General features: G+C 72.2%; 25 protein-coding genes. 20 read left to right on the plus strand and 5 right to left on the minus strand.

Annotated features, from left to right (window positions below; all coding sequences use genetic code 11):
- The 4 genes from ACWDS7_RS28775 to ACWDS7_RS28790 form a co-directional block, all read left to right on the plus strand.
- Positions 1 to 826 (plus strand): aminotransferase class V-fold PLP-dependent enzyme (locus tag ACWDS7_RS28775; protein WP_451931812.1); only part of this gene is annotated, 826 nt, incomplete at its 5' end.
- 19 nt (positions 827 to 845) lie between these two features.
- Entirely contained in the window at positions 846 to 1,283 is a 438-nt protein-coding gene (sufU, locus tag ACWDS7_RS28780) for a Fe-S cluster assembly sulfur transfer protein SufU (protein WP_306868889.1), read from the plus strand.
- Positions 1,280 to 1,645 carry a metal-sulfur cluster assembly factor gene (locus tag ACWDS7_RS28785; protein WP_306868891.1) on the plus strand — a complete coding sequence of 122 codons (366 nt, stop codon included), beginning with the start codon at positions 1,280 to 1,282 and terminating at the stop codon, positions 1,643 to 1,645. Before sufU ends, ACWDS7_RS28785 begins: the two co-directional genes overlap by 4 nt.
- Positions 1,646 to 2,013: 368 nt before the next feature.
- Positions 2,014 to 3,708 carry a DEAD/DEAH box helicase gene (locus ACWDS7_RS28790; protein WP_451931813.1) on the plus strand — a complete coding sequence of 565 codons (1,695 nt, stop codon included), beginning with the start codon at positions 2,014 to 2,016 and terminating at the stop codon, positions 3,706 to 3,708.
- Between the two features lie 142 nt (positions 3,709 to 3,850).
- On the opposite strand, the gene ACWDS7_RS28795 is transcribed toward ACWDS7_RS28790, so the two are convergent.
- Complete coding sequence (locus ACWDS7_RS28795) at positions 3,851 to 4,765, minus strand: slipin family protein (protein ID WP_451931814.1); 915 nt, start codon at positions 4,763 to 4,765, stop codon at positions 3,851 to 3,853.
- Between the two features lie 291 nt (positions 4,766 to 5,056).
- Here ACWDS7_RS28795 and ACWDS7_RS28800 point away from each other — a divergent pair, with 291 nt between their 5' ends.
- Positions 5,057 to 5,554: a MarR family winged helix-turn-helix transcriptional regulator gene (locus ACWDS7_RS28800; protein ID WP_306868896.1), complete on the plus strand. Its 498-nt coding sequence runs from the start codon at positions 5,057 to 5,059 to the stop codon at positions 5,552 to 5,554.
- Between the two features lie 216 nt (positions 5,555 to 5,770).
- On the opposite strand, the gene ACWDS7_RS28805 is transcribed toward ACWDS7_RS28800, so the two are convergent.
- Positions 5,771 to 6,094: a hypothetical protein gene (locus ACWDS7_RS28805; RefSeq protein ID WP_451931815.1), complete on the minus strand. Its 324-nt coding sequence runs from the start codon at positions 6,092 to 6,094 to the stop codon at positions 5,771 to 5,773.
- Between the two features lie 460 nt (positions 6,095 to 6,554).
- Here ACWDS7_RS28805 and ACWDS7_RS28810 point away from each other — a divergent pair, with 460 nt between their 5' ends.
- From ACWDS7_RS28810 to ACWDS7_RS28835, 6 genes are all read left to right on the plus strand, one after another.
- Entirely contained in the window at positions 6,555 to 6,818 is a 264-nt protein-coding gene (locus ACWDS7_RS28810; protein WP_012892448.1) for a phosphoribosyl-ATP diphosphatase, read from the plus strand.
- 60 nt (positions 6,819 to 6,878) lie between these two features.
- Positions 6,879 to 7,724 (plus strand): ATP phosphoribosyltransferase, encoded by an 846-nt coding sequence (gene hisG, locus ACWDS7_RS28815; protein ID WP_306868900.1) that lies wholly within the window; start codon positions 6,879 to 6,881, stop codon positions 7,722 to 7,724.
- 92 nt (positions 7,725 to 7,816) lie between these two features.
- Positions 7,817 to 8,701 carry an ABC transporter ATP-binding protein gene (locus ACWDS7_RS28820; RefSeq protein ID WP_451931816.1) on the plus strand — a complete coding sequence of 295 codons (885 nt, stop codon included), beginning with the start codon at positions 7,817 to 7,819 and terminating at the stop codon, positions 8,699 to 8,701.
- Positions 8,701 to 9,423, plus strand: coding sequence for an ABC transporter permease (locus tag ACWDS7_RS28825; protein ID WP_451931817.1), 723 nt, complete (start codon positions 8,701 to 8,703; stop codon positions 9,421 to 9,423). The genes ACWDS7_RS28820 and ACWDS7_RS28825 overlap by 1 nt, the downstream gene beginning before the upstream one ends.
- Positions 9,420 to 10,565 (plus strand): sensor histidine kinase, encoded by a 1,146-nt coding sequence (locus tag ACWDS7_RS28830; RefSeq protein ID WP_451931818.1) that lies wholly within the window; start codon positions 9,420 to 9,422, stop codon positions 10,563 to 10,565. The genes ACWDS7_RS28825 and ACWDS7_RS28830 overlap by 4 nt, the downstream gene beginning before the upstream one ends.
- Positions 10,562 to 11,167 carry a response regulator transcription factor gene (locus tag ACWDS7_RS28835; RefSeq protein ID WP_306868908.1) on the plus strand — a complete coding sequence of 202 codons (606 nt, stop codon included), beginning with the start codon at positions 10,562 to 10,564 and terminating at the stop codon, positions 11,165 to 11,167. The genes ACWDS7_RS28830 and ACWDS7_RS28835 overlap by 4 nt, the downstream gene beginning before the upstream one ends.
- Before the next feature lie 64 nt (positions 11,168 to 11,231).
- Here the strand turns inward: ACWDS7_RS28835 and ACWDS7_RS28840 are convergent, their stop codons facing one another.
- Complete coding sequence (locus tag ACWDS7_RS28840) at positions 11,232 to 12,074, minus strand: siderophore-interacting protein (RefSeq protein WP_451931819.1); 843 nt, start codon at positions 12,072 to 12,074, stop codon at positions 11,232 to 11,234.
- Positions 12,075 to 12,226: 152 nt separating this feature from the next.
- Between ACWDS7_RS28840 and ACWDS7_RS28845 the strand changes: the two genes are divergently transcribed.
- A complete protein-coding gene (locus ACWDS7_RS28845) occupies positions 12,227 to 12,811 on the plus strand; it encodes a TetR/AcrR family transcriptional regulator (RefSeq protein ID WP_451931820.1) in 585 nt (194 codons plus the stop codon).
- A 232-nt stretch (positions 12,812 to 13,043) separates the two neighbouring features.
- Here ACWDS7_RS28845 and ACWDS7_RS28850 read toward each other — a convergent pair whose 3' ends face one another.
- Positions 13,044 to 14,138 (minus strand): EAL domain-containing protein, encoded by a 1,095-nt coding sequence (locus tag ACWDS7_RS28850; protein ID WP_451931821.1) that lies wholly within the window; start codon positions 14,136 to 14,138, stop codon positions 13,044 to 13,046.
- Positions 14,139 to 14,271: 133 nt separating this feature from the next.
- Here ACWDS7_RS28850 and ACWDS7_RS28855 point away from each other — a divergent pair, with 133 nt between their 5' ends.
- The 5 genes from ACWDS7_RS28855 to ACWDS7_RS28875 all read left to right on the plus strand — a co-directional run bounded on the left by ACWDS7_RS28855 (position 14,272) and on the right by ACWDS7_RS28875 (position 19,893).
- Positions 14,272 to 14,928 carry an acVLRF1 family peptidyl-tRNA hydrolase gene (locus ACWDS7_RS28855; protein ID WP_451931822.1) on the plus strand — a complete coding sequence of 219 codons (657 nt, stop codon included), beginning with the start codon at positions 14,272 to 14,274 and terminating at the stop codon, positions 14,926 to 14,928.
- A gap of 172 nt (positions 14,929 to 15,100) precedes the next feature.
- A complete protein-coding gene (locus ACWDS7_RS28860; RefSeq protein WP_306868918.1) occupies positions 15,101 to 16,699 on the plus strand; it encodes an ABC-F family ATP-binding cassette domain-containing protein in 1,599 nt (532 codons plus the stop codon).
- A 114-nt stretch (positions 16,700 to 16,813) separates the two neighbouring features.
- Positions 16,814 to 17,029, plus strand: a complete 216-nt coding sequence (locus tag ACWDS7_RS28865; protein WP_012892441.1) for a helix-turn-helix domain-containing protein — start codon at positions 16,814 to 16,816, stop codon at positions 17,027 to 17,029.
- Positions 17,030 to 17,160: 131 nt separating this feature from the next.
- Positions 17,161 to 17,970: an enoyl-CoA hydratase/isomerase family protein gene (locus tag ACWDS7_RS28870; RefSeq protein ID WP_451931823.1), complete on the plus strand. Its 810-nt coding sequence runs from the start codon at positions 17,161 to 17,163 to the stop codon at positions 17,968 to 17,970.
- 51 nt (positions 17,971 to 18,021) lie between these two features.
- Positions 18,022 to 19,893 (plus strand): ABC transporter ATP-binding protein, encoded by a 1,872-nt coding sequence (locus ACWDS7_RS28875; protein ID WP_451931824.1) that lies wholly within the window; start codon positions 18,022 to 18,024, stop codon positions 19,891 to 19,893.
- A 10-nt stretch (positions 19,894 to 19,903) separates the two neighbouring features.
- Here ACWDS7_RS28875 and ACWDS7_RS28880 read toward each other — a convergent pair whose 3' ends face one another.
- Positions 19,904 to 20,785: a sulfotransferase family protein gene (locus tag ACWDS7_RS28880; protein ID WP_451931825.1), complete on the minus strand. Its 882-nt coding sequence runs from the start codon at positions 20,783 to 20,785 to the stop codon at positions 19,904 to 19,906.
- 30 nt (positions 20,786 to 20,815) lie between these two features.
- Between ACWDS7_RS28880 and ACWDS7_RS28885 the strand changes: the two genes are divergently transcribed.
- From ACWDS7_RS28885 to ACWDS7_RS28895, 3 genes are all read left to right on the plus strand, one after another.
- Positions 20,816 to 21,763, plus strand: a complete 948-nt coding sequence (locus ACWDS7_RS28885; RefSeq protein ID WP_451931826.1) for a S66 peptidase family protein — start codon at positions 20,816 to 20,818, stop codon at positions 21,761 to 21,763.
- 39 nt (positions 21,764 to 21,802) lie between these two features.
- Entirely contained in the window at positions 21,803 to 22,759 is a 957-nt protein-coding gene (locus ACWDS7_RS28890; RefSeq protein WP_451931827.1) for a hypothetical protein, read from the plus strand.
- A gap of 185 nt (positions 22,760 to 22,944) precedes the next feature.
- The coding region (locus ACWDS7_RS28895) for an Hsp70 family protein (RefSeq protein WP_451931828.1) at positions 22,945 to 24,243 on the plus strand (1,299 nt) is incomplete at its 3' end.

Below are 24,243 nucleotides of genomic sequence, written 5' to 3' on the forward strand. Positions count from 1 at the left end.
GCGCACCGGCGCCACGCTGAAGTGGTTCTCGGTCACCGACGAGGGCCGCCTGGACCTGTCGAACCTCGAAGAGCTGATCACCGAGCGCACGAAGATCGTTTCGATCGTGCACCAGTCCAACGTGCTCGGCACGGTCAACCCGGTCGACCAGGTGCTCGCCAGGGCCCGCCAGGTCGGGGCGCTGATGATGCTGGACGCCTCTCAGTCGGTGCCCCACCAGCAGGTGGACGTCGCCGCGCTCGGCGTGGACTTCCTGGCCTTCACCGGGCACAAGGTCGTCGGCCCCTCCGGGATCGGCGTGCTGTGGGGCCGCGGGGAGCTGCTCGAGGCCATGCCCCCCTTCATGGGCGGCGGGGAGATGATCGAGGCGGTCTGGATGGACCACTCGACCTACGCCCCCGCGCCGCACAAGTTCGAGGCGGGCACTCCGCCGATCGTCGAGGCCATCGGGCTCGGCGCCGCGGTGGACTACCTGTCGGCGATCGGCATGGACGCCGTCGTCCAGCACGAGCGGGAGCTCACCGGGTACGCGCTCGGCGCGCTGGGTGAGATCCCCGGCCTGAAGGTGATCGGCCCGGAGAGCCTGGACCGGCGCGGTGGCACGGTGTCGTTCACCCTTGAGGGGATTCACCCGCACGACGTTGGGCAGATCCTGGATGACAACTTCGGCGTGGCAGTGCGCGTGGGGCATCACTGCGCCCGCCCGCTGCACCTGAGGTTCGGGATTCCCGCGACCACGCGGGCGTCCTTCTATCTCTACAACACCCCGGCCGAGATCGACGCCCTGGTCCGCGGCCTCCACCACGTGCAGAAGGTGTTCGCCTAGCCATGCCGGAGCAGTTGAGATGATCGCCGAGTCCATGTACCAGGAGTTGATCCTGGAGCACTACAAGCACCCCCAGGGGCGGGGCCTGCGCGACCCGTACGACGCCGAGGTCCACCACGTGAACCCGACGTGCGGTGACGAGATCACCATGCGCGTGAAGCTGGGTGACGGCGGCAAGGTCGAGGACGTCTCCTACGACGGCCAGGGCTGCTCCATCAGCCAGGCCGCGGCTTCGGTGCTGCACGAGCTGACCGCCGGCTCGACCGTGGACGAGACGCTCGCGGTGGTGGAGGAGTTCACCCGGCTCATGCAGAGCAGGGGCCAGGTCGAGGCGGACGAGGAGGTCCTCGGGGACGCGGTGGCGTTCGCCGGGGTCGCCAAGTTCCCGGCCCGGGTCAAGTGCGCGCTGCTGGCCTGGATGGCCTACAAGGACGCGGTTGTGAGGAGTTCTACATGAGCAAGCCTGTTGAGACGCCGACCGCGGCGTACGACGGGGAGACCACCCTTGACGAGGTCATGGAGGCCCTCAAGGACGTGGTCGACCCCGAGCTCGGCATCAACGTCGTCGACCTCGGGCTGATCTACGGGGTCAACCTCGACGCCGCCGAGGCCGGTGCCCCGCCGATCGCCACCATCGACATGACGCTGACCAGCGCGGCCTGCCCGCTGACCGACGTCATCGAGGACCAGGCGCACTCCGCCCTGGACGGCATGGTCTCCGACGTCAAGATCAACTGGGTCTGGCTCCCGCCGTGGGGTCCGGACAAGATCACTGACGACGGGCGTGAGCAGCTGCGCATGCTCGGCTTCAACGTCTGACCCCCCTTTTTCCCGGCACGGCTCGCACCTGACTGGTGCGGGCCGTGCTGAATTGTGTGAGAGGATGCCCGGAGCCGGGAAGAAAAGCCCGGCTCGGAGTGTTGCCTCCACCAACGGACAAGCGTCCACATCATGTCGGACGCCCCGGATCACCTGGCGCTGCGAAGGCCGGGTATGCTTGATCGTGGTTTGACTGCGTGCGGGTAAGCTAGACCCGCCCCGTGCGGTGCGCCTCGACTTGCACCGCACCACCGCCCCCTAATCGGGCGTTGATCGAGCGCGGCCTCAGGCCGCGCGTTCCAGGCTCGTCCTTTCGCAGAAGTGACGTGCCCCCGTTCTTCTATCGAAAGGCACGAACCTTCGTGACCATGCTTGACGCTGCCCTGCCCGAAATCACCGGCATCCCCGAGGTTCCCGCCGGGCCGTCCGAGTTCACCCTCCTCGGCCTGCCGAAGCCGCTGGTGACCGGGCTCTCCCGCCAGGGCATCGACAGCCCCTTCCCCATCCAGCGCGCGACGATCCCCGACATCCTCGCCGGCAGCGACGTCCTGGGCCGCGGTCAGACCGGCTCGGGCAAGACGCTGGCCTTCGGCCTGCCCATGATGGCCCGCATCGCCGGCGGCAAGGCCCGCCCGGGCCGCCCCCTCGCCGTCGTCCTGGTGCCCACCCGTGAGCTGGCCATGCAGGTGACCGATGCGCTGGAGCCGCTCGGCCGCGGCCTGTCCCTGCGGATGAAGACCGTCGTCGGCGGCATGTCCATGGGCCGGCAGATCGAGGCGCTGCGCCGCGGCGTCGAGGTCGTCGTGGCCACCCCGGGCCGGCTGACCGACCTGATCCAGCAGGGCGAGTGCACGCTGGACGAGGTCCAGGTGACCATCCTGGACGAGGCCGACCACATGTGCGACCTGGGCTTCTTCCCGGTCGTCAGCGCGATCCTGCAGCAGACCCCGGCCGACAGCCAGCGCCTGCTGTTCTCCGCCACCCTCGACGGTGACGTGGACAAGCTCGTCCGCCGCTTCCTCACCGACCCGGTGACCCACTCCATGGCCCCGGCCGCCTCCTCGGTCGACACCATGGAGCACCACGTGCTGGAGGTGCACCGCGACGACAAGTTCCCGGTGACCGCCGAGATCGCCAACCGTGAGGGCCGGACCATCATCTTCGTGCGCACCCAGCACGGAGTGGACCGCCTGTGCAAGCAGCTGGCCCAGGTCGGCATCAAGGCCGGCGGCCTGCACGGCGGCAAGCGCCAGAACCAGCGCACCCGCATCCTGGCCGAGTTCAAGGAAGGTGCGATCAACGTCCTGGTCTGCACCGACGTCGCGGCCCGCGGCATCCACGTCGACAACATCAGCCTGGTGCTGCACGTCGACCCGCCGCAGGACCACAAGAGCTACCTGCACCGCGGCGGCCGTACCGCCCGCGCCGGGGAGAAGGGCACCGTCATGACGCTGGTGCTCCCCAACGAGCGCCGCTCCACCGACGCGATGACCCGCCGCGCGGGCATCAAGCCCTTCCGCCTCAAGGCCACCCCGGGCCACCCGCGCCTGGAGGAGGTCGCCGGCGCCCGCCAGCCCAGCGGCGAGCCGATCCCGGTCTGGGAGCCCTCGGCTCCGGCCGCCAAGCAGCGCGAGCGCCGTGGGTTCGGCGGCAACGGCGGCGGCCGGGGTCCGCGCCGCTTCCGTGACCGTCCCGGCCACGGCGGCGAGGGCCACCAGCCCCGCGAGCGCTCCTACGGCGACGAGGGCCGCGGCGGCGAGCGCGGCAACAGCGGCAACGTGAGCGACCTGCGCGGCCAGTACCGCTCCGGCGGCGGCTACCGCGGTGACCGTTCCGGCGGTGGTTACCGCTCCGACCGTCCCGCGGGCGACCGCGAGCCGTTCCGCGGCGACCGTTCCGGCGGCTACCGCTCCGGCGAGCGCCAGGGCGGCGGCTACCGCAGCGGCGAGCCGTTCCGCGCCGAGGGCCGTTCCGAGGGCCGCGGTGACGGCCGCGGCGCCGCGCGCGGCGGCTTCCGCGGCGGGCGCCAGGGCGGGCACGGCACGGGCGGTCACGGCCGCTGATCACGTCTGCGGGCCGCCACGGCGGCCGATCCACCGGTTGACCGACGGAGGGGCCGGTACGGCAGTGGCCGTGCCGGCCCCTCCGTCATGCCCGGGGACCCGCGCCCCGGGCGGCGTCCGGGTGGCGCGGACGTGGCGGAGCCTACCGGTCGGCGCCTACGCCGTCATGCGCGGTCCGGTCGAGGAACTGCTGGCCGGCCGGTGCCGACAGGCCGGTCGGCAGCGCCGGAGCGGGCTCCGGGGCGGTCTCCGGGGTGGAGTCGGGAGTGACCTCCGGGGCGGCCCGGTCGGTCTCCGCGGGTGTCGCCCGTTCCAGGAAGCGGAGCAGCTCGACGGGGAAGGGCAGCACGAGGGTGGAGTTCTTCTCGGCGGCGACTTCGACGACGGTCTGGAGCAGGCGCAGTTGCAGCGCGGCGGGGTGCGCGGCCATCGTCTCGGCGGCCTGGGCGAGCTTCTCCGAGGCCTGCAGCTCCCCCTCGGCGGTGATGATGCGGGAGCGCCGTTCACGTTCCGCTTCGGCCTGCCGTGACATGGACCGCTTCATCGAGTCGGGCAGCGCCACGTCCTTGATCTCGACGCGGTCGATGTGCACCCCCCAGCCCACGGCAGGGCTGTCGATCATCAGTTCCAGGCCCTGGTTGAGCCGCTCCCGGTTGGACAGCAGGTCGTCCAGGTCACTCTTGCCGATGATCGAACGGAGCGAGGCCATCGCGACCTGACGGATGGCGGCTTCGTAGTCCTGGACGTCGACGGTCACACGCACCGGGTCGATGACCCGGAAGTAGATGACGGCATCCACGTGAACCGTCACGTTGTCACGGGTTATGCCGTCCTGGGCAGGCACCGGCATGGTGACGATCTGCATGTTGACCTTGTGCAGACGGTCGGCGATCGGCGCGATCAGGGCGAGTCCGGGGCCGCGGGTCCCGGGGCGGACCTGCCCGAACCGGAAGACGACGCCCCGCTCGAACTGCTTGACGATCCGTACGCTGGCCCTGAGCCCCACCGCGCCCAGCGCGAGGACCGCCGCCAGCGTGGAGATGACGAAAGTGCTCATTTCATCCTCCCGTGTCTGCCACCGATCCCGCTGATCCAGCTCTCCCGGCGGCCGGAGGCACCGTGGACCGATGAACGGCACACCTCCCGGAGATGTCCGTCCGCCGGGCGGGGTCTCCTCGTCTCCGCCCACCCGGACTTTTCTATCGTAGCCCGATATAAATATCCGATATGTCCTTTTTGTGAAATGGGGGTGGGCCGTCGCGGACGGCGGACGTCGCGGGGCGCCTCCCGGGGGCGGGCAGGAGTGTCACCGCGCCGCCGATATGTCGTGTCACGATACGCTTGTGCCGTGGTGAATCGAGAGCCCGGGCAGCCGCGGCATGTCGCGGAGGCGGTCGAGGACGAGAGCGCGGCGTTCGAACCCCTGACGAAGCAGGATTTCGAGGCGCTGGCCCGTTTCCGCTCCGGGATCCGCCGCTATCTGCGTCTCGGCGAGGAGATGGTGCGCAGGAACGGCCTCACCCCGCAGCAGTATCAGCTGATGCTGGTCTTGAAGGGGTTCCCCGACCGGGAGTGGGCGACCGTGCGGGAGCTCGCCGACCGGCTCCAGCTGCGCCACCACAGCGTGGTCGAACTGGTCGATCGGGCACAGGGGCAGGGACTCGTGGCGCGGGAGGCGCATCCGAGCGACGGCAGGGCGGTCCGGGTGCTGCTGACGGCGGAGGGGGAGCGGGTCCTGGCGCGCCTGAGCGCGCTGCACCGCGACGAGCTGCGGCGCATGGATGCGGCGCTCGCCCTCCCGGTCTGGAACAGCGCCCCCAGGGAGGGCCACCCGCCCGCTCCGTGATTGCGGCCGGCGCGCCGGCGTGTGAGGGCCGCGCCCTTCCCACGGTACCGGGGGGTGCCGGCGAGAGCCGGGCCCGCCGCGGCGCCCGAGGAGTCGTCGGTGCGTGAGGGCCGCGCCCGTCCGTCCGTGACGCTGCGGGCGGGGCTGTCACGGCGCGGTCGGCGCCACCGTGACCGCCCGGCCGAGGCGGGCGACGTTGACCACCGGCCGGTCCGCCTAGCCCGTCCGGACCGGCTTCCAGCGGTAGGCGTCCGTCCAGAAGACGCACTTGAGCTTGCGACTGTGCGGGGCGTGGTTCATCGAGTAGCCGTAGGCTCCGCGCTGCTCCCTGGAGCAGGTGAGATGCTCGCCGACGCAGTCCCAGTGGTTCCTGTGCTTGTAGTAGTACCGGTTCTTGGGCGGATGCTTCTCGTTGCAGTACGGCCGCGCGGCGGTGTCCGCGGCGGCGGCGGTGCCCGCGGTGCCCGCGGCGGCGGTGGGGGGAAGCGTGACCAGCAGGAGGCAGGCGGTGGCGACGGTCGCCGTGAAGACGGTTCTCATGGTTCCTCGGGCGGGGGGACGGAGGAGAGAGCATGATCGGCTCGTCGCAGGAGTCTAAGCCGTTCCGGCTCTGACGGGCGGATGGAGGTGCACCTCACGGTCGAGCGTGCGGCCCGGGTCCCGCCCACGACTGCCGGCGGGTCACCTCCTGGGCGGCGGTCGGCGGCGACGGCCGCCGCAAGCCGCTGTGGTGCACGCTGCGCCACGTCCACGCCGACCGGCTGTCCACGGTCCAGGGCGGGGCCGTGGCCGTCGTCAGCGACAGCACGGAGCCGTGGACGGGCGAGCTGGAGCTCGTGCGGCGGGGCCTGGGCGGCGGTCGCCTTCCCGCCCGGTGCTCCGCCGCGTCAACGGATGACCCGTGGACCGCCAATCCATGTCCAGAGCGTGGACGCGCATCCACGCGGGCCCGGCGGCCCATTACTCTGGGAGGGCACATCCGACGATGCCGAGAGAGATCATGAAGACCTTCGAAGAGCTGTACGCCGAGCTGTCCGACAAGGCGCGCACCCGTCCCGAGGGCTCGGGGACCGTGGCCGCACTGGACGCCGGGGTCCATGCCATCGGCAAGAAGGTCGTGGAGGAGGCCGCCGAGAGCTGGATGGCGGCCGAGCACGAGTCGAACGAGCGGGCCGCCGAGGAGATCTCCCAGCTCCTCTACCACGTGCAGGTTCTCATGATTGCGAAAGGGATCGGGCTGGACGAGGTCTACAAGCATCTGTGAACCGGTGCGCCCGGCTCCAGCCTCGTAGGAACCAACATCCACGTAAGGAATCTCCACGCCATGCTGCGTCTCGCCGTCCCCAACAAGGGCGCCCTCACCGAGGCCGCCCAGACGATACTCAAAGAAGCCGGATACCGCGCGCGCAAGGACACCAAGGAGCTCGTGGTCGTCGACCCCGACAACTCCTGCGAGCTGTTCTTCCTGCGCCCCAAGGACATCGCCGTCTACGTCGGCGAGGGCACCCTGGACGCCGGGATCACCGGCCGTGACATGCTCCGCGACTCCGGCGCGCAGGTCGAGGAGATCCTGCCGCTCGGCTTCGGCAAGTCGACCTTCCGCTTCGCCGCCGACCCGGGCGGGTTCTCCTCCGTCGCCGACCTCAAGGGCAAGCGCATCGCCACCGCCTACGCCGGCCTGCTGGAGTCCTACCTCGTCGAGCAGGACATCGAGGCCCGGGTGATCAAGCTGGACGGCGCGGTCGAGACCGCGGTCCGGCTGGGCGTGGCCGACGCCGTGGCCGACGTCGTGGAGACCGGCACCACGCTGCGCAACATGGGCCTGGAGGTGTTCGGCGAGCCGATCGCCCGCTCCGAGGCCGTGCTGATCAGGCAGGTCGACGGCCCGCAGAGCCCGGGACTGCAGCAGCTCGTCCGCCGCCTGCAGGGCGTGCTGGTGGCGCGCGACTACGTGATGATGGACTACGACATCCGGGTCGAGCGGATCGAGGAGGCCATCGCCCTCACCCCCGGCATGGAGGGCCCCACGGTCTCCCCCCTGCACCGGGAGGGCTGGGTCGCCGTCCGCGCCATGGTGCCGCGCAAGGGGCACCAGCAGGTGATGGACCAGCTCTGGGAGATCGGCGCCAAGGCCATCCTGGTCACCGCGATCTTCGCCTGCCGCCTCTGAGCGGCGCCCCGTCCCCGATCTGACAAATGTCACCGCCGAACCTGGATCACAGACACTGACGGCGGCGGCCGGGCGCTTCTAGCGTTGAGCGCATGAACGCCATCGCCTTCACCGACGTGAGCAAGAGATACGGGGACGTGCTCGCCGTCGACGGCCTCGACCTCACCGTCGAGGCCGGCCGGACCGTCGCCCTGCTCGGCCCCAACGGGGCCGGGAAGTCCACCTCGATCGGCATGCTGCTCGGCCTGCTCCGCCCGACCCGGGGACGGGTCGAGGTGCTCGGGAGCCCACCGGAGGAGGCGGTGGCCCGGGGCGAGGTCGGCGCCATGCTGCAGAGCGGTGAGCTCATCCCTGAGCTCACCGTCCGCGAGCTGGTGGACTTCGTCCGGCGGCTCTACCCTCGGCCGCTCGGCCTCGACGAGATCCTTCGGACGGCCGACCTCACCGACCTGGCGCGGCGGCGCGCCGACAGGCTGTCCGGCGGCCAGGCCCAGCGGGTCAGGTTCGCCCTGTCCATCGCCGGAGCCCCCCGGGTGCTGGTGCTGGACGAGCCCACCGCGGCCATGGACGTGGAGTCGCGGCTGCGGTTCTGGGAGGGCATGCGCGCCTACGCGGCCGGGGGCCGGACCGTGCTGTTCGCCACCCACTACCTGGAGGAGGCCGACGAGCACTCCGACCGGGTCATCGTGATCGCCCGGGGCCGGGTCGTGGCCGACGGAACCGCCGCGCAGATCAAGGCGGGGGCCGGCGGGCAGACGGTCCGCTTCACCCTGGGCGGGCAGGCCGCCGCCGGGCTGGACGCGCTGCCCGGGGTCACCGCCGTGGAGCTCGACGCGGGCCTGGCCACGCTGCGCACCGCCGACCCCGACGCCACCGTGACCGCCCTCTACAGGGGCACCTCGCTGGACATCCGCGACCTGCGGATCACCGGTGCCGACCTCGAGGACGCCTTCCTCACGCTCACCCAGGAGGTGTGATGCCCGGCTACATCAAGGTCGAGGCGCTGCGGATGCTGCGCAACAAGCGCTACGTCATCTTCGTGGTGGCCTTCCCCGTCGCCTTCTACCTGCTGTCCGCCAACCTCTACGGAGCCGGGGGAGTGGGGGCGGGCGCCGCCCTCATGGTCTCGATGAGCGCCTACGGCGCGCTGGCCGCCTCGATGATGAGCACCGCCGTACCGTGGGCGCAGGAACGGCGGAGCGGCTGGCTCCGTCAGTTGCAGGTCACCCCGCTCGCCAACCGGACGATCATCGTGACCAAGCTGGTCACCGCGCTGCTGCTGGTGCTCCCCTCCATCCTGCTCGTCTGCGCCGCCGCCGTGCTCACCCAGGGCGTCTCGCTCCCGCCGGGGCGGTGGGCCGCGCTGATCCTGGTGATGTGGGCGGGAGCCGTCCCGTTCGCCGCCCTGGGGCTGACCATCGGATCGCTGCTGCCGCCCGACACCGGGCAGCCCGTGGCGGTGATCGGGACGTTCGGGCTGGCGGCCCTGGGTGGGCTCTGGTTCCAGGTGGACGCCCTGCCCTCGACGATGCGGGCCGTCGCGCACGTGATGCCGTCCTTCAGCTACGCCGACATGGGGCGGAGCATCATCGCCGGGCACGGGGTGCCGCTGTCCGACGCCCTGACCGTCGGCGCCTGGGCGGTCGGGCTGGGCGCGGTCGCGCTGGCCGCCTACCGCCGGGCCACCGTGCGGGGATGAGGATCAACCGGGTCTTCACGTTCGGCGGGACGGGGATGGACGAGCGCCCGTCCCGTCGGCGGCGGCTGGCGGGGATGTCCGTCGGCCTGGTGTATCTGTGCTTCCCGGTGCTGGACATCGTCAGCGGCGAGCTGACCGGCGCGGAGGCGTTCTGGGGCGCCCTCGGGCTGGCCGCCTACGTCGCCTGCTTCCTCACCACTGCGCTGTCCCCGCGGGAGTACGGCGCGCTGTCCCCGCTGACCTACGGCTTCATGGGCGCCACCACGGTCCTGGCCGTCTGCCTGCCCTTCCTCTTCGGCGGGAGCTGGCTGAGCCTGCCGGTCTACACGACCGTCGTCTACAGCATGGCGCTGGGCCCCCTGCCGGCGACGCTCGCCATGCTGGCGATGGGCACCGTCGTCGTGCTGGCCGGCCTGCTGTACGAGCACGACCCGGCCAGCACCCTGGTGCTCGTCTTCCAGGTCGTCACCCTCGGCGTCCTGTTCATGAGCGTGCGCGGCACCCGGATACTGGTGGTCCGGCTCCGCCGGGCGCAGCAGGAGGTGGCGCGGCTGGCCGCGGGCGAGGAACGGCTGCGGATCGCCCGGGACCTGCACGACCTGCTCGGCCACAGCCTGTCGCTGATCGTGCTGAAGAGCGAGCTGGCCGGGCGGCTGGCCGAGAACGGCTCCGAGCGCGCCGTGGCGGAGATCCGCGACATCGAGACGGTGGCCAGGCAGGCGCTGGTCGAGGTGCGCGAGGCCGTCAGCGGCTACCGGCAGCGGGACCTCTCGGCGGAGCTGGACGGGGCGCGCGCCGCGCTGGAGGCGGCGGGGACGCAGGTGACGGTCCGGCTCGCCGGGACGCCGCCACCCGGAGTCCTGGACGGGCTGCTCGGCTGGGCGGTGCGCGAGGGGACCACCAATGTCATGCGGCACGCGCGGGCGACCCACTGCGAGATCGCGATCACCCATGACGGGCGGGCCACTACCTTGGAGATCGTGGACAACGGACGTGGGGCGGCGCCGTACGGCCCGGGCAGCGGGCTGAACGGGCTGACCGAGCGGGTGGAGGCGGTGGGCGGGACGGTGTCGGCCGGGCCGCGGGGGAACGGCTTCGCGCTCAGGGTCGCGGTCCCGGCGGCCGGGGAGGCGGGGACATGATCCGGGTCCTGCTGGCCGAGGACCAGGCGATGGTCCGCGGGGCGCTCGCCTCGCTGCTGGGCCTGGAGCCCGACATCGAGGTGGTCGGGGAGGCCGCCTCCGGGCCGGAGGCGCTCACCGTGGCGCTCCGCACCAGGCCGGACGTCGCGCTGCTCGACATCGAGATGCCCGGGGGTGACGGCATCACCGCCGGGGCGCGGATCCGCGAGGCCCTGCCCGGCTGCCACATCGTGATCCTGACCACCTTCGGCCGGCCGGGCTACCTGCGCCGGGCGATGGAGGCGGGCGCGGCGGCCTTCCTGGTCAAGGACAGCCCCGCGCGCGAGCTCGCCGCCGCCGTCCGCCGGGTCCGCGCCGGGGAGCGGGTCGTCGACCCCGGGCTGGCCGCCATGGCGCTCAGCGCGGGGCCCAACCCGCTGTCCCCCCGCGAGCGCGACGTCCTGGCCGCCTCGGCCGGCGGCTCCACCATCGGCGACATCGCCGCGCGCCTGCACCTGTCGGAGGGGACGGTCCGCAACTACCTGTCCTCGGCCATCCAGAAGACCCGTGCCCGCAACCGCATGGAGGCCGTCCAGCACGCCCAGGCCCAGGGCTGGCTCTGATCCGGACCGGCTCCGCGCGGCCGTCGGGGCACGGCGGCGCGGGCCGGGACGGCGGCGCCGCGCCTCAGGCCGACAGCGCCGCGGCCTCCTCCTCCTCGATCTGCCGGTTCCACTCCTTCTTGGAGGAGCGCCAGGCCTCGTCGTCGCGGCCGAGCCGCCAGTAGCCGGAGATGGACAGCTGCGACAGCGGGATGCCGCGCTCGGTCCGCAGGTGGCGGCGGAGCTCCCGGACGGAGCCGGCCTCCCCGTGGACGAAGGCGTGCAGGGCGCCCGGGGGGAAGTCGAGTCCGCGCACGGCGGCGATCAGCGGCTCGCCGGCCGGCGAGCCGCCCCGGTGCAGCCAGGTGATCTTCGCGTCGCCGGGGGTGTCCAGCGGCTGCTCCTCCTCGGGCCCGGCCACCTCCAGGAACACATGGGCCAGGGCGCCGGCGGGCAGGCGCTCCAGGGAGGCGGCGATGGCGGGCAGCGCGCTCTCGTCGCCCGCCATCAGGTGCCAGCCGGCCTCCGGGTCGGGCGCGTAGGCGCCGCCGGGACCGAAGAAGTGGATCTCGTCGCCGGGCCGCGTCCGGGCCGCCCAGGGGCCGGCGAGACCGCTGTCGCCGTGGTAGACGAAGTCGAGCGTCAGCTCGACCGCCTCCGGGTCCCAGGCGCGGACGGTGTAGGTCCGGGTGGTCGGCCACTGCTCGCGGGGCAGGTCGCGCTGGACGGCCGCCAGGTCGAACGGCGCCGGGTAGGTCACCCCGTGCGGGGCGAACAGCAGTTTCACGTAGTGGTCGGTGAACTCGCCCGCGCCGAACCCCGCGAGCCCGTCGCCGCCCAGGACCACCCGGATCATGTGCGGGGTGAGCCACTCCACCCGCTTCACCTCGCCGCGAGTCGTCTTGCGCGCGGGCCGGTCATCTGCCATATGCCACTCCCGATCAACTCACCTTAGGTAACCCTAAGTCGTAGCATACGGGTATTCAGGGCGGTATCTCTCCTGGTGGGCCCTGTGATCGCTTCCGCCCGCCGGTGCGCTCGCGGGGCGGCGCCGCCCGGCCAGGCGCTACCGTGCCTCGGGTGGGACGACCAGCGAAGTTCAGCAACGACCAGATACTCGACGCCGCGGCGGAGCTCGTGGCCGAGGGCGGGCAGGGGGCCGTGACGATCTCGGCGATCGCCGCGAGGCTGGGCGCGCCCAGCGGGTCGATCTACCACCGCTACGCCTCCCGGGACCTGCTGGTGGCGCACCTGTGGATGCGCGCCGCCCGCCGCTTCCAGGAGGGCTACCTGCGCGCGGCGGGACGGGCCGACCCGCACGCGGCGGCGGAGTCGGCCGTCTCGTACGTGGTCGGCTGGTCGGCGGACAACCTCCGGGAGGCGCGGCTGCTCCTGCTCCACCGGCACGAGGACCTGCTGGCCGCCTGGCCCACGGAGCTGGCGGGGGACCTGGCCGCCCTGAACGCCGACCTCGCCGCCGCGCTCTCGGCGCTGAGCGCGCGCTATTTCGGCGCGGAGACCCCGGAGAACCTGGAACGGATCACCTTCGCGCTGGTGGACGTGCCGTACGCGGCCGTCAGGAGGCACCTGATCGCCGGCCGTACCCCGCCCGCCTCGGCGGGCCGCCTGGCGGTGCTCGCCGCCAGGGCGGCGCTGGACGGGTGATCGCGGAGGTCGATGTCCGGGACGGGGCCGAGGTCCGAGACAGGGGAGGGCGCCGTCGAGGCCGCCGGACGGCTCCGCCCGCGACCCGGGCCCGCGGACGGCCTGACCGCCGGGTCCGCGCGGACCACCGGCGCCGCGGAGCGGGCCGGGACGCCCGCGGGGAAATCTACAACGTAAAGGCCGGGCCCGGAGGTCCCGCACGGCCGACTGCCGCGCCGGACCTCCGGACCCCCTACCGCTCCATGGCCATCTGGCGGATCAGGTCGGCCACCCGGACGATCCCCATGCACCGGCCGACCTCGTCCACGACGACCAGGTCGTCGTAGACGCGCTCGGCGTCGCGTCCGGCGACCTGCATGGCGGCGACGGCGGGGGTGGTCTTGGGGACCGCGCGGACGGAGTCCGCCAGGCGCCCGGCGGGCTTCTTGCCGTGCAGGGCGTGGCCGAAGCGGCTGGCGATGGACAGCAGGAAGCGGCTGCGGTCGAGGCTGCCCATCGGGCGCTGGTACTCGTCGACCAGGATCACGCTGGTGATGGAGGGCTCGCCGCCGAAGGCCCGGACCACCTCCTCGGCGGTGGCCTCGTGGGGGAGGGTCACCGCGGGCAGGAGGAACTCCTGGACCCGGGGGCCGAGCAGGGCCCGCTCCGGCTCGCGGGTGAGGACCGGCAGCGGCACGTGGACCCGGCCGGAGGGGCCCGGGACCAGCAGCGGGCCCTGCGCCAGCCGTACCCCCCAGCCGCGGACCGTGGCGAGCTGCGCCTCCTCGGCCACGCCCGGGGCCAGCACGTGGGCGCCCACCTGCCGGGCGAGCCCGGCCAGGGCCTCGGCCAGCGCCGTGCGGCGCGGATCGCCGGGGACGCGCGCGATGAGCTCGGGGGAGAGCACCGCCAGGTACGGCATGGCGTCGGTGAGCAGGTCCATCGGGATGTGACCGGCTCCCAGGTCGCCCACCGCGATCAGATAGCCGATGGCGCGGAGCCCGTCCAGCCCGGTGATCAGGGCCCGGCGCTCGGTCTCGGAGAAGCCGCCCCGGAGCATGAGGATCACTTCGCGGGGGCGCCGGCCGGACACGCGCAGCGCCTCGTGGAGCGGCGCCAGGGCGGCCGAACCGCCGATCACCGCCTCTGCGGGCAGGCCGAGGACCAGTGGGAGCAGGAGCTCGCTCCTGGCGGCGCCCAGGAGCGTTCCAGCGAGGGAGGCGACGCTCCCATGATGGTCGCCGACCGCCTGGAGGGCGATGACGCCCCCCGTGTCGAGGTCGACGATCGGTGTGATGTCCACGGTGGCCGCTGCGGAGGCCGTGAGGAGGTGCGTTCGACTCGCCACGTACAGAGAATGCGGCACGCTCAGCAATCACATAAGCCACGTTCGGTGATGTTCACCGATATTTCGCTGTTCGTTGGAGCCGGCCACCGGCGGATCCGTGCCGCGGGGCGGCCACCCGGTAGTGTCGCCTTCCATGACGTCACGACCCGCCAAGGGCGGGGGTCGCTGGGTCTCGGTCGGTCCCGAGCGCCTCGGCCGCTGGGTGGACGGCTTCGTCGAGCGGCACGGGCCGCCGAGCGTGACGGCCGGCGACGAGGTCGTGCGGCTGCTGGGCGCCGACGGGGCGGTGGCCGAGTGCCAGGTGCCGTTCCCGCCGCTGAGCCCCTCCGGCGGCGGGCCGCTGGCGCGTCTCATCACCCACGCGCGCCGCGAGCGCCGGGTCGGCGTGCTGCTGGTGCGGCTCGGCGGTCACGCGGCGGGAATATTCCAGGGTGACATGCTCGTCTCCTCCAAGGTGGGATCGCGGCCGGTGCACGGCCGCAGCGCGGCGGGGGGCTGGTCGCAGCAGCGCTTCGCCCGGCGCAGGGAGAACCAGGCCGGCCGGGCGCACGACGCGGCGGCCGAGGTGGCGCTGCGCGTCCTCGGCCCGCACCTGGCGGAGCTGGAGGCGGTGGTCCTGGGCGGCGACCGGCGTGCGGTCGACGCGCTGCGGCCCGACCGCAGGCTCGCCCCGATCTTCGAACTGGAGACCGGGCCGTTCCTGACGGTCCCCGACCCCCGGCTGGCCGTGCTGCGTGAGACCCCCGGTCAGTTCCGAGCCGTCCGCATCAAGGTGACCGACCCCGGTTAATCAAGGAGTGAGCGGCCATGTGTGCGCCGTACACTGATCGGTATGCGCACTTCCGATTGACGCCGCCCTGATGAGGCGAGAGAGCCGAGCCGGGAGCCGGGAGACGGGGCGCGGCGGTTCGGCCACAGCGAGGTGAGCCGGTTGATTTCCAGTCTGGGAGTGTTCTCCAACCATGATCGTAGCTTCTGACATCGAATTGCGCGCCGGGGCCCGGCTGCTCATCGAGGGTGCGTCGTTCCGGGTGAACCCCGGTGACAAGATCGGTCTCGTCGGCCGCAACGGCGCCGGCAAGACCACCCTGACCAGGGTGCTCGCGGGTGAGGGGGTGCCCGCGGCGGGCACCGTCTCCACCACCGGGGCCGTCGGCTATCTCCCGCAGGACCCGCGCACCGGCGATCTGCAGGTGCTCGCCCGCGACCGCATCCTGTCCGCGCGCGGGCTGGACGAGGTGCTCCGCGAACTGCGCGAGGCCGAGCTCGGCATGGCCTCCGCCGACGAGCGCAGGCGGGACCGCGCGGTGCGCGCCTACGGGCGCCTGGAGGACCGGCTGCACGTCCTGGGCGGATACGCCGCCGAGTCGGAGGCGGCCTCCATCGCCTCCAGCCTCGGGCTGCCCGACCGGGTGCTCGGCCAGCCGCTGGAGACCCTGTCGGGAGGGCAGCGCAGGCGGGTGGAGCTGGCGCGGATCCTCTTCAGCGGGGCGGAGACTCTCCTCCTTGACGAGCCGACAAACCACCTCGATGCAGACTCAATCGGGTGGCTTCGTGATTTTTTACGATCGCATCAGGGCGGCTTGATCATTATTAGCCATGATGTCGGGCTTCTTGAAGCGACGGTAAACAGGGTTCTGCACCTGGACGCCAACCGCGCGACGATCGACACCTACAACGTCGGCTGGAAGACCTACCTGGCCCAGCGGGAGACCGACGAGAAGCGCCGCAAGCGCGAGCGCGCCAACGCCGAGAAGCAGGCCTCGGCGCTGATGTCGCAGGCCGACAAGATGCGGGCCAAGGCCACCAAGGCCAAGGCCGCCCAGGACATGCAGCGCCGCGCCGAGCGGCTGCTGTCGGGCCTGGAGGTCGAGCGGCGCGGCGACAGGGTCGCCAAGCTGCGCTTCCCCGAGCCCGCGCCGTGCGGGCGGACCCCCATCGCCGCCCAGGGCCTGTCGAAGTCCTACGGCTCGCTGGAGGTCTTCACCGACGTGGACGCGGCCGTGGACAAGGGGACCAGGGTCGTCATCCTGGGCCTCAACGGCGCGGGCAAGACCACCCTGCTGCGCATCCTGGGCGGCATCGAGGAGCCCGACACCGGCGCCGTCCGGCCCGGCCACGGACTCAAGCTGGGCTACTACGCCCAGGAGCACGAGACGATCGACCCGGACCGGACGGTCCTGGAGAACATGCGCTCGGCCGGGGGGATGCTCGCCGACGTGGAGCTCCGCAAGGTCCTGGGCTCGTTCCTGTTCACCGGCGACGACGTCGACAAGCCCGCCGGAGTGCTGTCCGGAGGCGAGAAGACCCGGCTGGCCCTGGCCACCCTGGTGCTGTCGGCGGCCAACGTCCTGCTCCTCGACGAGCCCACCAACAACCTCGATCCGGCCAGTCGAGAGCAGGTCCTTTCGGCGCTAAGGTCCTATTCTGGGGCAATTGTGCTCGTCACGCACGATGAGGGTGCTGTCGAGGCTCTACAACCCGATAGGGTGATCTTGCTGCCTGACGGAGTTGAAGACGCTTGGAGCGACGAATTTTCCGATCTTGTGGCACTTGCCTGATCTTAATTTGAGCGGGTACGGATCTTTTCCCATGGAGTAGGTAGCCGATCTCGCTGAAATGACTGATCATGGCGTGAGTAACGCTGCGGAAGTCTGGCACTACAGGAGGTACTCGTGGCCGAGACTCTTAAGAAAGGCACCCGGGTCACCGGGGCCGATCGCGACAAACTGGCCGCCGATCTAAAGAAGCGCTACAGCGCCGGTGAGAGCATCCGGGCGCTGGCCGCTTCGACCGGCCGGTCGTACGGCTTCATCCACCGCATCCTGAGCGAGTCCGGTGTGACTCTGCGCGGGCGCGGCGGCGCCACCCGAGGTAAGTCAAAGCGCTGACCCCGCCTCGGAACGCGCGTCCGCAGCCGCTCGTCCCTACGCTGAGACGTCCCGCCCGGGCCTGTAGAACCTCATTCTAGAGAATCGATAGGCTCGGGCGAGACGGAAGATGACAGGTGGGAGAGCGAGCGATGGCGGAAGTGGCGTTCGGGGGGAGTGCGGAGAAGATCTCCCTCGAGGAGGTCGGTCTGCGCTACGAGGTGGACGGTGAGATCGCGACGATCACGCTGGACCGGCCGGACAAGAGGAACGCTCAGACGTTCGCGACCTGGTCGGCGCTGGCTCAGATCGGTGACAACCTGCCGCAGCAGGTCAGGGTCGTCGTGGTCAGAGGTGAGGGGCCGTCCTTCTCGGCAGGCATCGACCTGCGGATGTTCACCCCCGAGGGGGTTCCCGGTCAGGGCTCGTTCGCGTCCTCCGCGAAACTCGACAGCTCGGCCTTCGAGCAGCGGATAGCGCAGGCGCAGCAGGGCTTCCTGTGGCTGCGACGTCCGGACATCGTCTCCGTCGCGGCCGTCCAGGGTCACGCGATCGGTGCCGGGTTCCAGCTTGCTCTCGCCTGTGACCTGCGTGTTCTCGCCGACGACGCCAAACTGTGCATGAAAGAGCCCGCGCTCGGGCTGGTCCCCGACCTGACCGGCACCAAGCCGCTGGTCGACCTCGTGGGCCTGTCCCGTGCCGTCGAGATCTGTCTCACAGCCCGGACCGTGGGAGCACAGGAGGCGGCCAGGATCGGGCTGGCGGAGCTGGTGGTCGCACCGGAGGACCTGGCGGGAGCCGTACGCGACCTGACCGCCGCGCTGCTGGCCACCGGCCGCGACGCGGCGACGGCTACCAAGCGGCTGCTCCAGGGAGCCTCCGGGCGCACACTGGAGGAGCAGTGCGCCGCCGAACGGCAGGAGCAGGTCGTGCGGATCAGAGCGCTGTTCGCCGGAAGCTGACGGGGGAATGGAGATGCCTCTCCCGGTGCTCGCACCGGGAGAGGAGGCCAGATGGCGATGATGGGTGGCGGGTTCGGCCCGCAGGCGATGCGCTCGCTGCGGCGCGACAGCTCCGTGACCAAGGAGCGCCTCGCGCCGGGCACGGTCAGACGCATCGCGCGATACGCGCGGCCTTTCTCCCGGCACATCACGGCCTTCCTGGCGCTGGTCGTGATCGGCTCGGGCATCGTGATCGCCAACCCGCTGCTGATGAAGGCGATCATCGACAACGGCATCACCCCGGCGCGGCCCGGGGTCGTGGTCGCCCTCGCGGTGGTCATCGCGCTCCTGGCGGTGGCCGACGCGGCGCTCACCCTGGCCCAGCGCTGGTTCTCGGCCCGGATCGGCGAGGGCCTGATCTACAACCTGCGGACCGAGGTCTTCGACCACGTGCAGCGCATGCCCGTGGCCTTCTTCATGCGGACCCAGACCGGCGCCCTGGTCTCCCGGCTGAACACCGACGTGATCGGCGCGCAACGGGCGCTGACCAGCACGCTGTCCTCGGTCGTGTCCAACGTGGTCATGCTGGTGCTGGTGCTGGGCGCCATGCTGGTGCTGTCGTGGCAGATCACGGCCGTCGCCCTGGTGCTGTTGCCGATCTTCATCTTCCCCGCCAAATGGGTCGGCAGGAAGATGTCCGGGCTCACCCGCGAGCAGATGGAGCTCGACGCCGAGATGAGCTCCATGATGACCGAGCGCTTCAACGTCGCCGGCGCGATGGTCGCCAAGCTGTACGGCCGGCCGGACGAGGAGGCCGCCGCCTTCGGCCGCCGGGCCGGACGGGTGCGCGACGTCGGCGTCACCGTCGGAATGTACGGGACGGTCTTCCGGGTCGCGCTCGGCCTGGTCGCGGCGCTGGCCACCGCCCTGGTGTACGGCGCGGGCGGCCTGCTGGCCGTCGACGGCGTCTTCGAGCTCGGCACCCTCGTCGCGCTCGCCGCCCTCCTGATGCGCCTGTACGGCCCGCTGACGAGCCTGTCCAACGTGCACGTCGACGTGATGACCGCGCTGGTCAGTTTCGACCGGGTCTTCGAGGTGCTCGACCTGCGGCCCATGGTCGCCGAGCGACCCGGCGCCCGCGCCGTCCCGTCCGGGGCGGCCTCCGTCGAGTTCGACGACGTCCGGTTCAGATACCCGGCGGCCTCGGAGGTGTCGCTGGCCTCCCTGGAGGCGGTGGCCCGGCCCGACACCGGGCCCGGCCAGGAGGTGCTGCGCGGGATCACCTTCACCGCCCGCCCCGGCGAGATGGTCGCGCTGGTCGGCCACTCCGGCGCGGGCAAGACGACCATCACGAGCCTGGTCTCCCGCCTCTACGACGTCGACGAGGGCGCGGTCCGCATCAACGGCCTGGACGTGCGCGAGGCCACCCTCGACTCCCTGCGCGACACCGTGGGCGTGGTCATGCAGGACGCCCACATGTTCCACGACACCATCGGCGCCAACCTCGCCTACGCCAGGCCCGGGGCCACCGACGAGGAGATCTGGGAGGCGCTGCGCGCCGCGCAGATCGCCGATCTGGTCGAGGGGCTGCCCGAGGGGCTCCAGACCGTGGTGGGCGACCGGGGCTACCGGCTGTCCGGCGGGGAGAAGCAGCGCCTGGCCCTGGCCAGGCTGCTGCTCAAGGCGCCCCGGGTGGTGGTGCTCGACGAGGCCACCGCGCACCTGGACTCCGAGTCCGAGGCCGCGGTGCAGCAGGCGCTGAAGACCGCGCTGGCCGGGCGGACCTCACTGGTCATCGCGCACCGGCTGTCCACGATCCGGGAGGCGGACCAGATCCTGGTGGTCCACGACGGCCGCATCGTGGAGCGGGGCCGCCACGACGAGCTGCTGGCCAGGGGCGCGGTCTACGCCGAGCTCTACCGCACGCAGTTCAGCCCGGAGTGAGCCGGGCGGCTCATCGGTAGCCCAGGCGGCCGAGCTCCTCGCGGGCGACCTTCTCCACCAGCCCGGCGTCCTCGCCCCGGAGCCGGGTGCGCCAGGCGCCCACCTTCGGCGCGTCCCTGCCGTACAGGGCGACCTTGGAGACCCGCGTCTCCAGGAAGCCCGAGAGCCCCTCCACCGTCTCGGCCGGCGAGGAGACCAGGTCCTCGTAGCGCAGGGTCAGCAGCTGCCCGCGGGGGAGCTCCCGGTGGAGCGTGGCCGACAGCCGGACCGCGCTGCGCCAGCGCAGCGCGCACTTGCCGGCCGTGGGCATCGCCTTCCAGCGGTCGCGGTGCTCGGCGGAGTTGACCCCGAGAAAGGGGTTGGGGAACTCCGTCTCGTCGCTCAGCATGACCGGCTTGAACCACGACAGGGCCGCCGGGTCGGCCAGCATGTCGGCGGCCACGTCGCGGCCGTCCCTGATGAGCTGGATGAACCGGGCGTCGGGGAAGGCCTGCAGCAGCACCGAGGCGCTGTAGATCAGGTCGGGACTGGCGTCGCCGAACCGGGCGACCGCGCCGGGGGCCGCGCACGGGCCCTCCCCGGTCACCCCGCCCGCCTCCCGGCACGGCGCCGGGCAGTCACGGCACGCGCCCGGGACGATCTGCCAGGCCTCGGCCATGGCATCGCGGAGCACGCGGGTGGCGCCCATGCCCCGGCCGGCGATGGACGGGCGCCGGGCGAAGGCGTACACGACATGGGCCACCGAGGGGCGCCCCATCGTGACGTGGAAGCCGGGAGAACGCTTCAGGGCACGGGCCAGCAGATCCGCGCCGGAGTGAGGGGCGGCGAGCACGAACACCGGCTGGCGGACCTTGATCCCGTTGACCACGAGGATGTGGGTCGGAGGTCGCATATGTGAGCCCAGTGTGGCACCGTTTGAGGAGTGAACGAACCGGCCGCCTCGATCCCGGTCCGGCCGGCGGGCATGGTCGTCCCGCCCCGGCTCCGCCCCGGCGACACGGTGGCGGTGGTCACTCCGTGCGGCCCTCCCGACCCGGTACGGCTGGCGCGCGGCGTGCGCGTTCTCGAGGAGCTCGGCCTGAAGGTCGTCACCGGCGCCCACGTGCTCGACCGCGACCGCTACCTGGCCGGATCCGACGCCGCCCGGGCCGCCGACCTGCAGGCGGCCTGGTGCGATCCCGCCGTGAGCGCGGTGGTCTGCGCCCGGGGCGGCTACGGCGCCACCCGGATCCTCGGCCTGCTCGACTGGGACGCGCTGCGGGCGGCCGGCCCCAAGACGCTGGTCGGCTCCAGCGACGTCACCGCGCTGCACCGGGCGTTCGCCGTCGAGCTGGGCGTGGCCTCCTGGTTCGGGCCCATGCCCGCCTGCGCCACGATCAGCGATCCCGCGGGCCCCGAGCCCAGCGGCTTCACCCACTTCACCGACGCCCTGTTCGGCACCCCGGCGCCGATCACCGGCGACCGGGTGATCGTCCCCGGCAGGGCCGTCGCCCCGGTCACCGGAGGCAACCTCAGCCTGCTGGCCGCGCTGTGCGGCACCCCCTACGAGCTGCGGGCACACGGGCAGATCGTACTGTTGGAGGATGTCGCCGAGCAGCCCTACCGGATCGACCGGATGCTCACCCAGCTGCTCCAGTCGGGTTCACTGGACGGGGCCGCCGGGTTCGTCCTGGGTTCCTGGGAAGGCTGCGGCGACCCCTATCCGACGTTGGAGGAGAGGCTCGCGCCGCTCGGAGTGCCGGTGATAGCGGGGCTCCCGGTAGGACACGGATCACCACAGCTCAGTGTGCTGCTAGGGGCACTTGGTGCTATTGATGCACAATCGTGCTCTCTGACCGGCTCAACCACCGAGCCCGTGAGGGCAATCTAGGTGCGGACCTAGGAGGAAACCGGCAGAGGGGATGCGCGCGTGAGGCTGTTCCGGCGGCATCGTGACCGGCAGGCCAACCGGCACCGTGGCCGGCAGGCGGACAGGCCGCCGCGCCCGGTCGAAGAGGTGGACCTCGACTCCCTGCTCGCGCTGGTCGCCGACACCCTCGGCTACACCTGCTCCTTCGCCCCCGACGGCGGCGCGCTGACGATGTCGGGCCCCCGCCGGATCGTGGTGCGGCTGGCCGGGCTGCACGCGGAGGCGCGCCGGCGCTCGCGGGAGGACTGGCCGATGCTCGTCTCCGAGCACCTGTCCCACGCCCTGGCCACGGTGGACGAGCCGTTCGACGCCTGCGACCTGGCCCAGGTCCGCCCGCTGCTGCGCACCCGCGTCCGGCTCGACGACGATCTGGGCGCGGCCCGGGTGGTCGGCCGTCACATCAGCACCGACCTGGTCGAGGTGCTCACCGTCGGCCACGGCGCCGCCGGCCGCCCGCTCCGTCCCGAGGAGGTCGGCTGCTGGCCGATCACCGCCGCCCAGGCGCTGGATCTGGCGGCCGACAACGTCTACGGCGACGAGCCGCTCTCGCTCACCGAGGCCGACCTCGGCGGCGTGGCGATCCGGCGGCTGAGCGGCCCCGTCGCGGACGCCGCCGCCCACCTGCGCCGTCTGGACGACTACCTGACCGTCCCCGCCGACGGCGTGCTCGTCGCGCTGCCCGAGCCGTCCGCGCTGGTCGTCCACGCGGTCGAGGGCATCGGCGTGGTCCGCGCGATCGAACGGCTGCGGCTGTTCGCCCAGCGCGAGTACGACCGGGGCGAGGGCGCGCTCAGTCCGCAGGTCTACTGGTGGCACGACGGCCGGCTCAGCCTGATCCGGGCCGACCTGGTCAGCCAGGACGGCCAGACCCGGCTGGTGGTGGCCCCGCCGCCGGAGTTCGCCCGCGTCCTCGCCGCCCTGGCCGTCCGCCCCGACAGCGGGACCGGCGGCACCTGACGGCCGGGCCGCCGGCCGACGGAGAGATCACGCAGTCCCCGCGGTCCGCGGGAGCGCGGTCTCCCGCCCCGCACCCACCCCGATGATCCTCATACGGTCCCTGGACCGTTCCCGGTGTGCCCGCCCGCGTCCGGGACGGCCCGTGGATGCGGGATGATCGGGTCCGCATCTGAGAGGAAGTGGAAATGGCACAGTGGTGCCTCGGTGTCGATCTCGGGACGAGCTTCTCCGCCGGGGTGATAGCCGCCGAAGGGCGCTTCGACATCCTGGAGGTCGAAGGGGAGCGGCGCATTCCCTCCGCCGTCATGCTCGACGAGCGCGGGACGCTGGTGGCCGGCCGGATCGCCCAGCGGGGGATCGCGATCAGTCCCGAGCGTGTCGAGCGCAACCCCAAGCGCTACGTCGGCCGCGGCAGGATGCTGCTCGGCGGGGTCCCGGTGGACGTGACCGACGCCATGGCGGCGCTGCTGGAGCTGTTCGTCAGCGAGGGGCGGCGGCGCTTCGACGGGGCGGCGCCCGACTGCGTCGCGCTGACCCACCCGGTGGCCTGGGGGGCCGAGCGCAAGGCCGTCCTCCTGGCGGCGGCCAGGAAGGTCGTGCGCGGCGTGCGGATCGTGCTCATCGACGAGCCCGTCGCCTCGGCGCGCTACTTCGCCTCGGCCGGCCGGGCGGCCGGCGGGTCGCACCTGGCCGTCTACGACCTCGGCGGCGGCACCTTCGACGCCGCCGTGCTCACGGTGGAGGGCAGCGACTTCAAGGTCCTCGGCGAGCCCGGCGGCAGCGACGAGATCGGCGGGGAGGGGTTCGACGAGCGGGTGTTCGCCTTCCTCGGCGCGCAGATCGAGCGCCTCGACCCCGAGTGGTGGCAGCAGGTGACCACCAACCCGGAGCGGCGCTACGTCAGCTACGGGGCCGACCTGCTCAAGATGGCACGGGAGGCCAAGGAGGCCCTGTCGAAGTTCGACACCTCCTCCCACTACGTGGTCGGCATCAACGAGGACGTGCACATCAGCAGGGCCGACCTGGAGGACCTCATCGGAGGGGAGATCGTCAAGACGGTCGACATCCTGGACGAGACGATCCGCGGAGCCGGGATCCAGGAGGACGACCTGGGCGCGGTGTTCATGACCGGCGGGGCCAGCCGGATGCCGCTGGTGCAGAAGGTCGTGCGCGAGCGGCTCGGGGACCGGGTGCGGACCTACGACGACCCGAAGATCGTCGTCGCCTACGGTGCCGCGCAGCTCGCCTGGAAGCTCAAGGTCGAGCACCGCGACCCCGCCCCGGGGCCGGGACAGGCCGCCCCGCTCCACCGCGCGGGCCCGGCCGGGGGGCACCAGGAGCTCCCGGACCACCGGACGGGACCGACAGGGGGACATCAGGGCCTGTCCGGCCAGCAGACGGGTCCGACCGTCGCCGCAGCGGCCTGCACCGCCTACACCCTCCGCCCCGCCGAGCCCGTCCGGGCTCCCGCCGCCGTCCTGGAG

This window comes from Streptosporangium sp. NPDC003464, assembly GCF_053588315.1.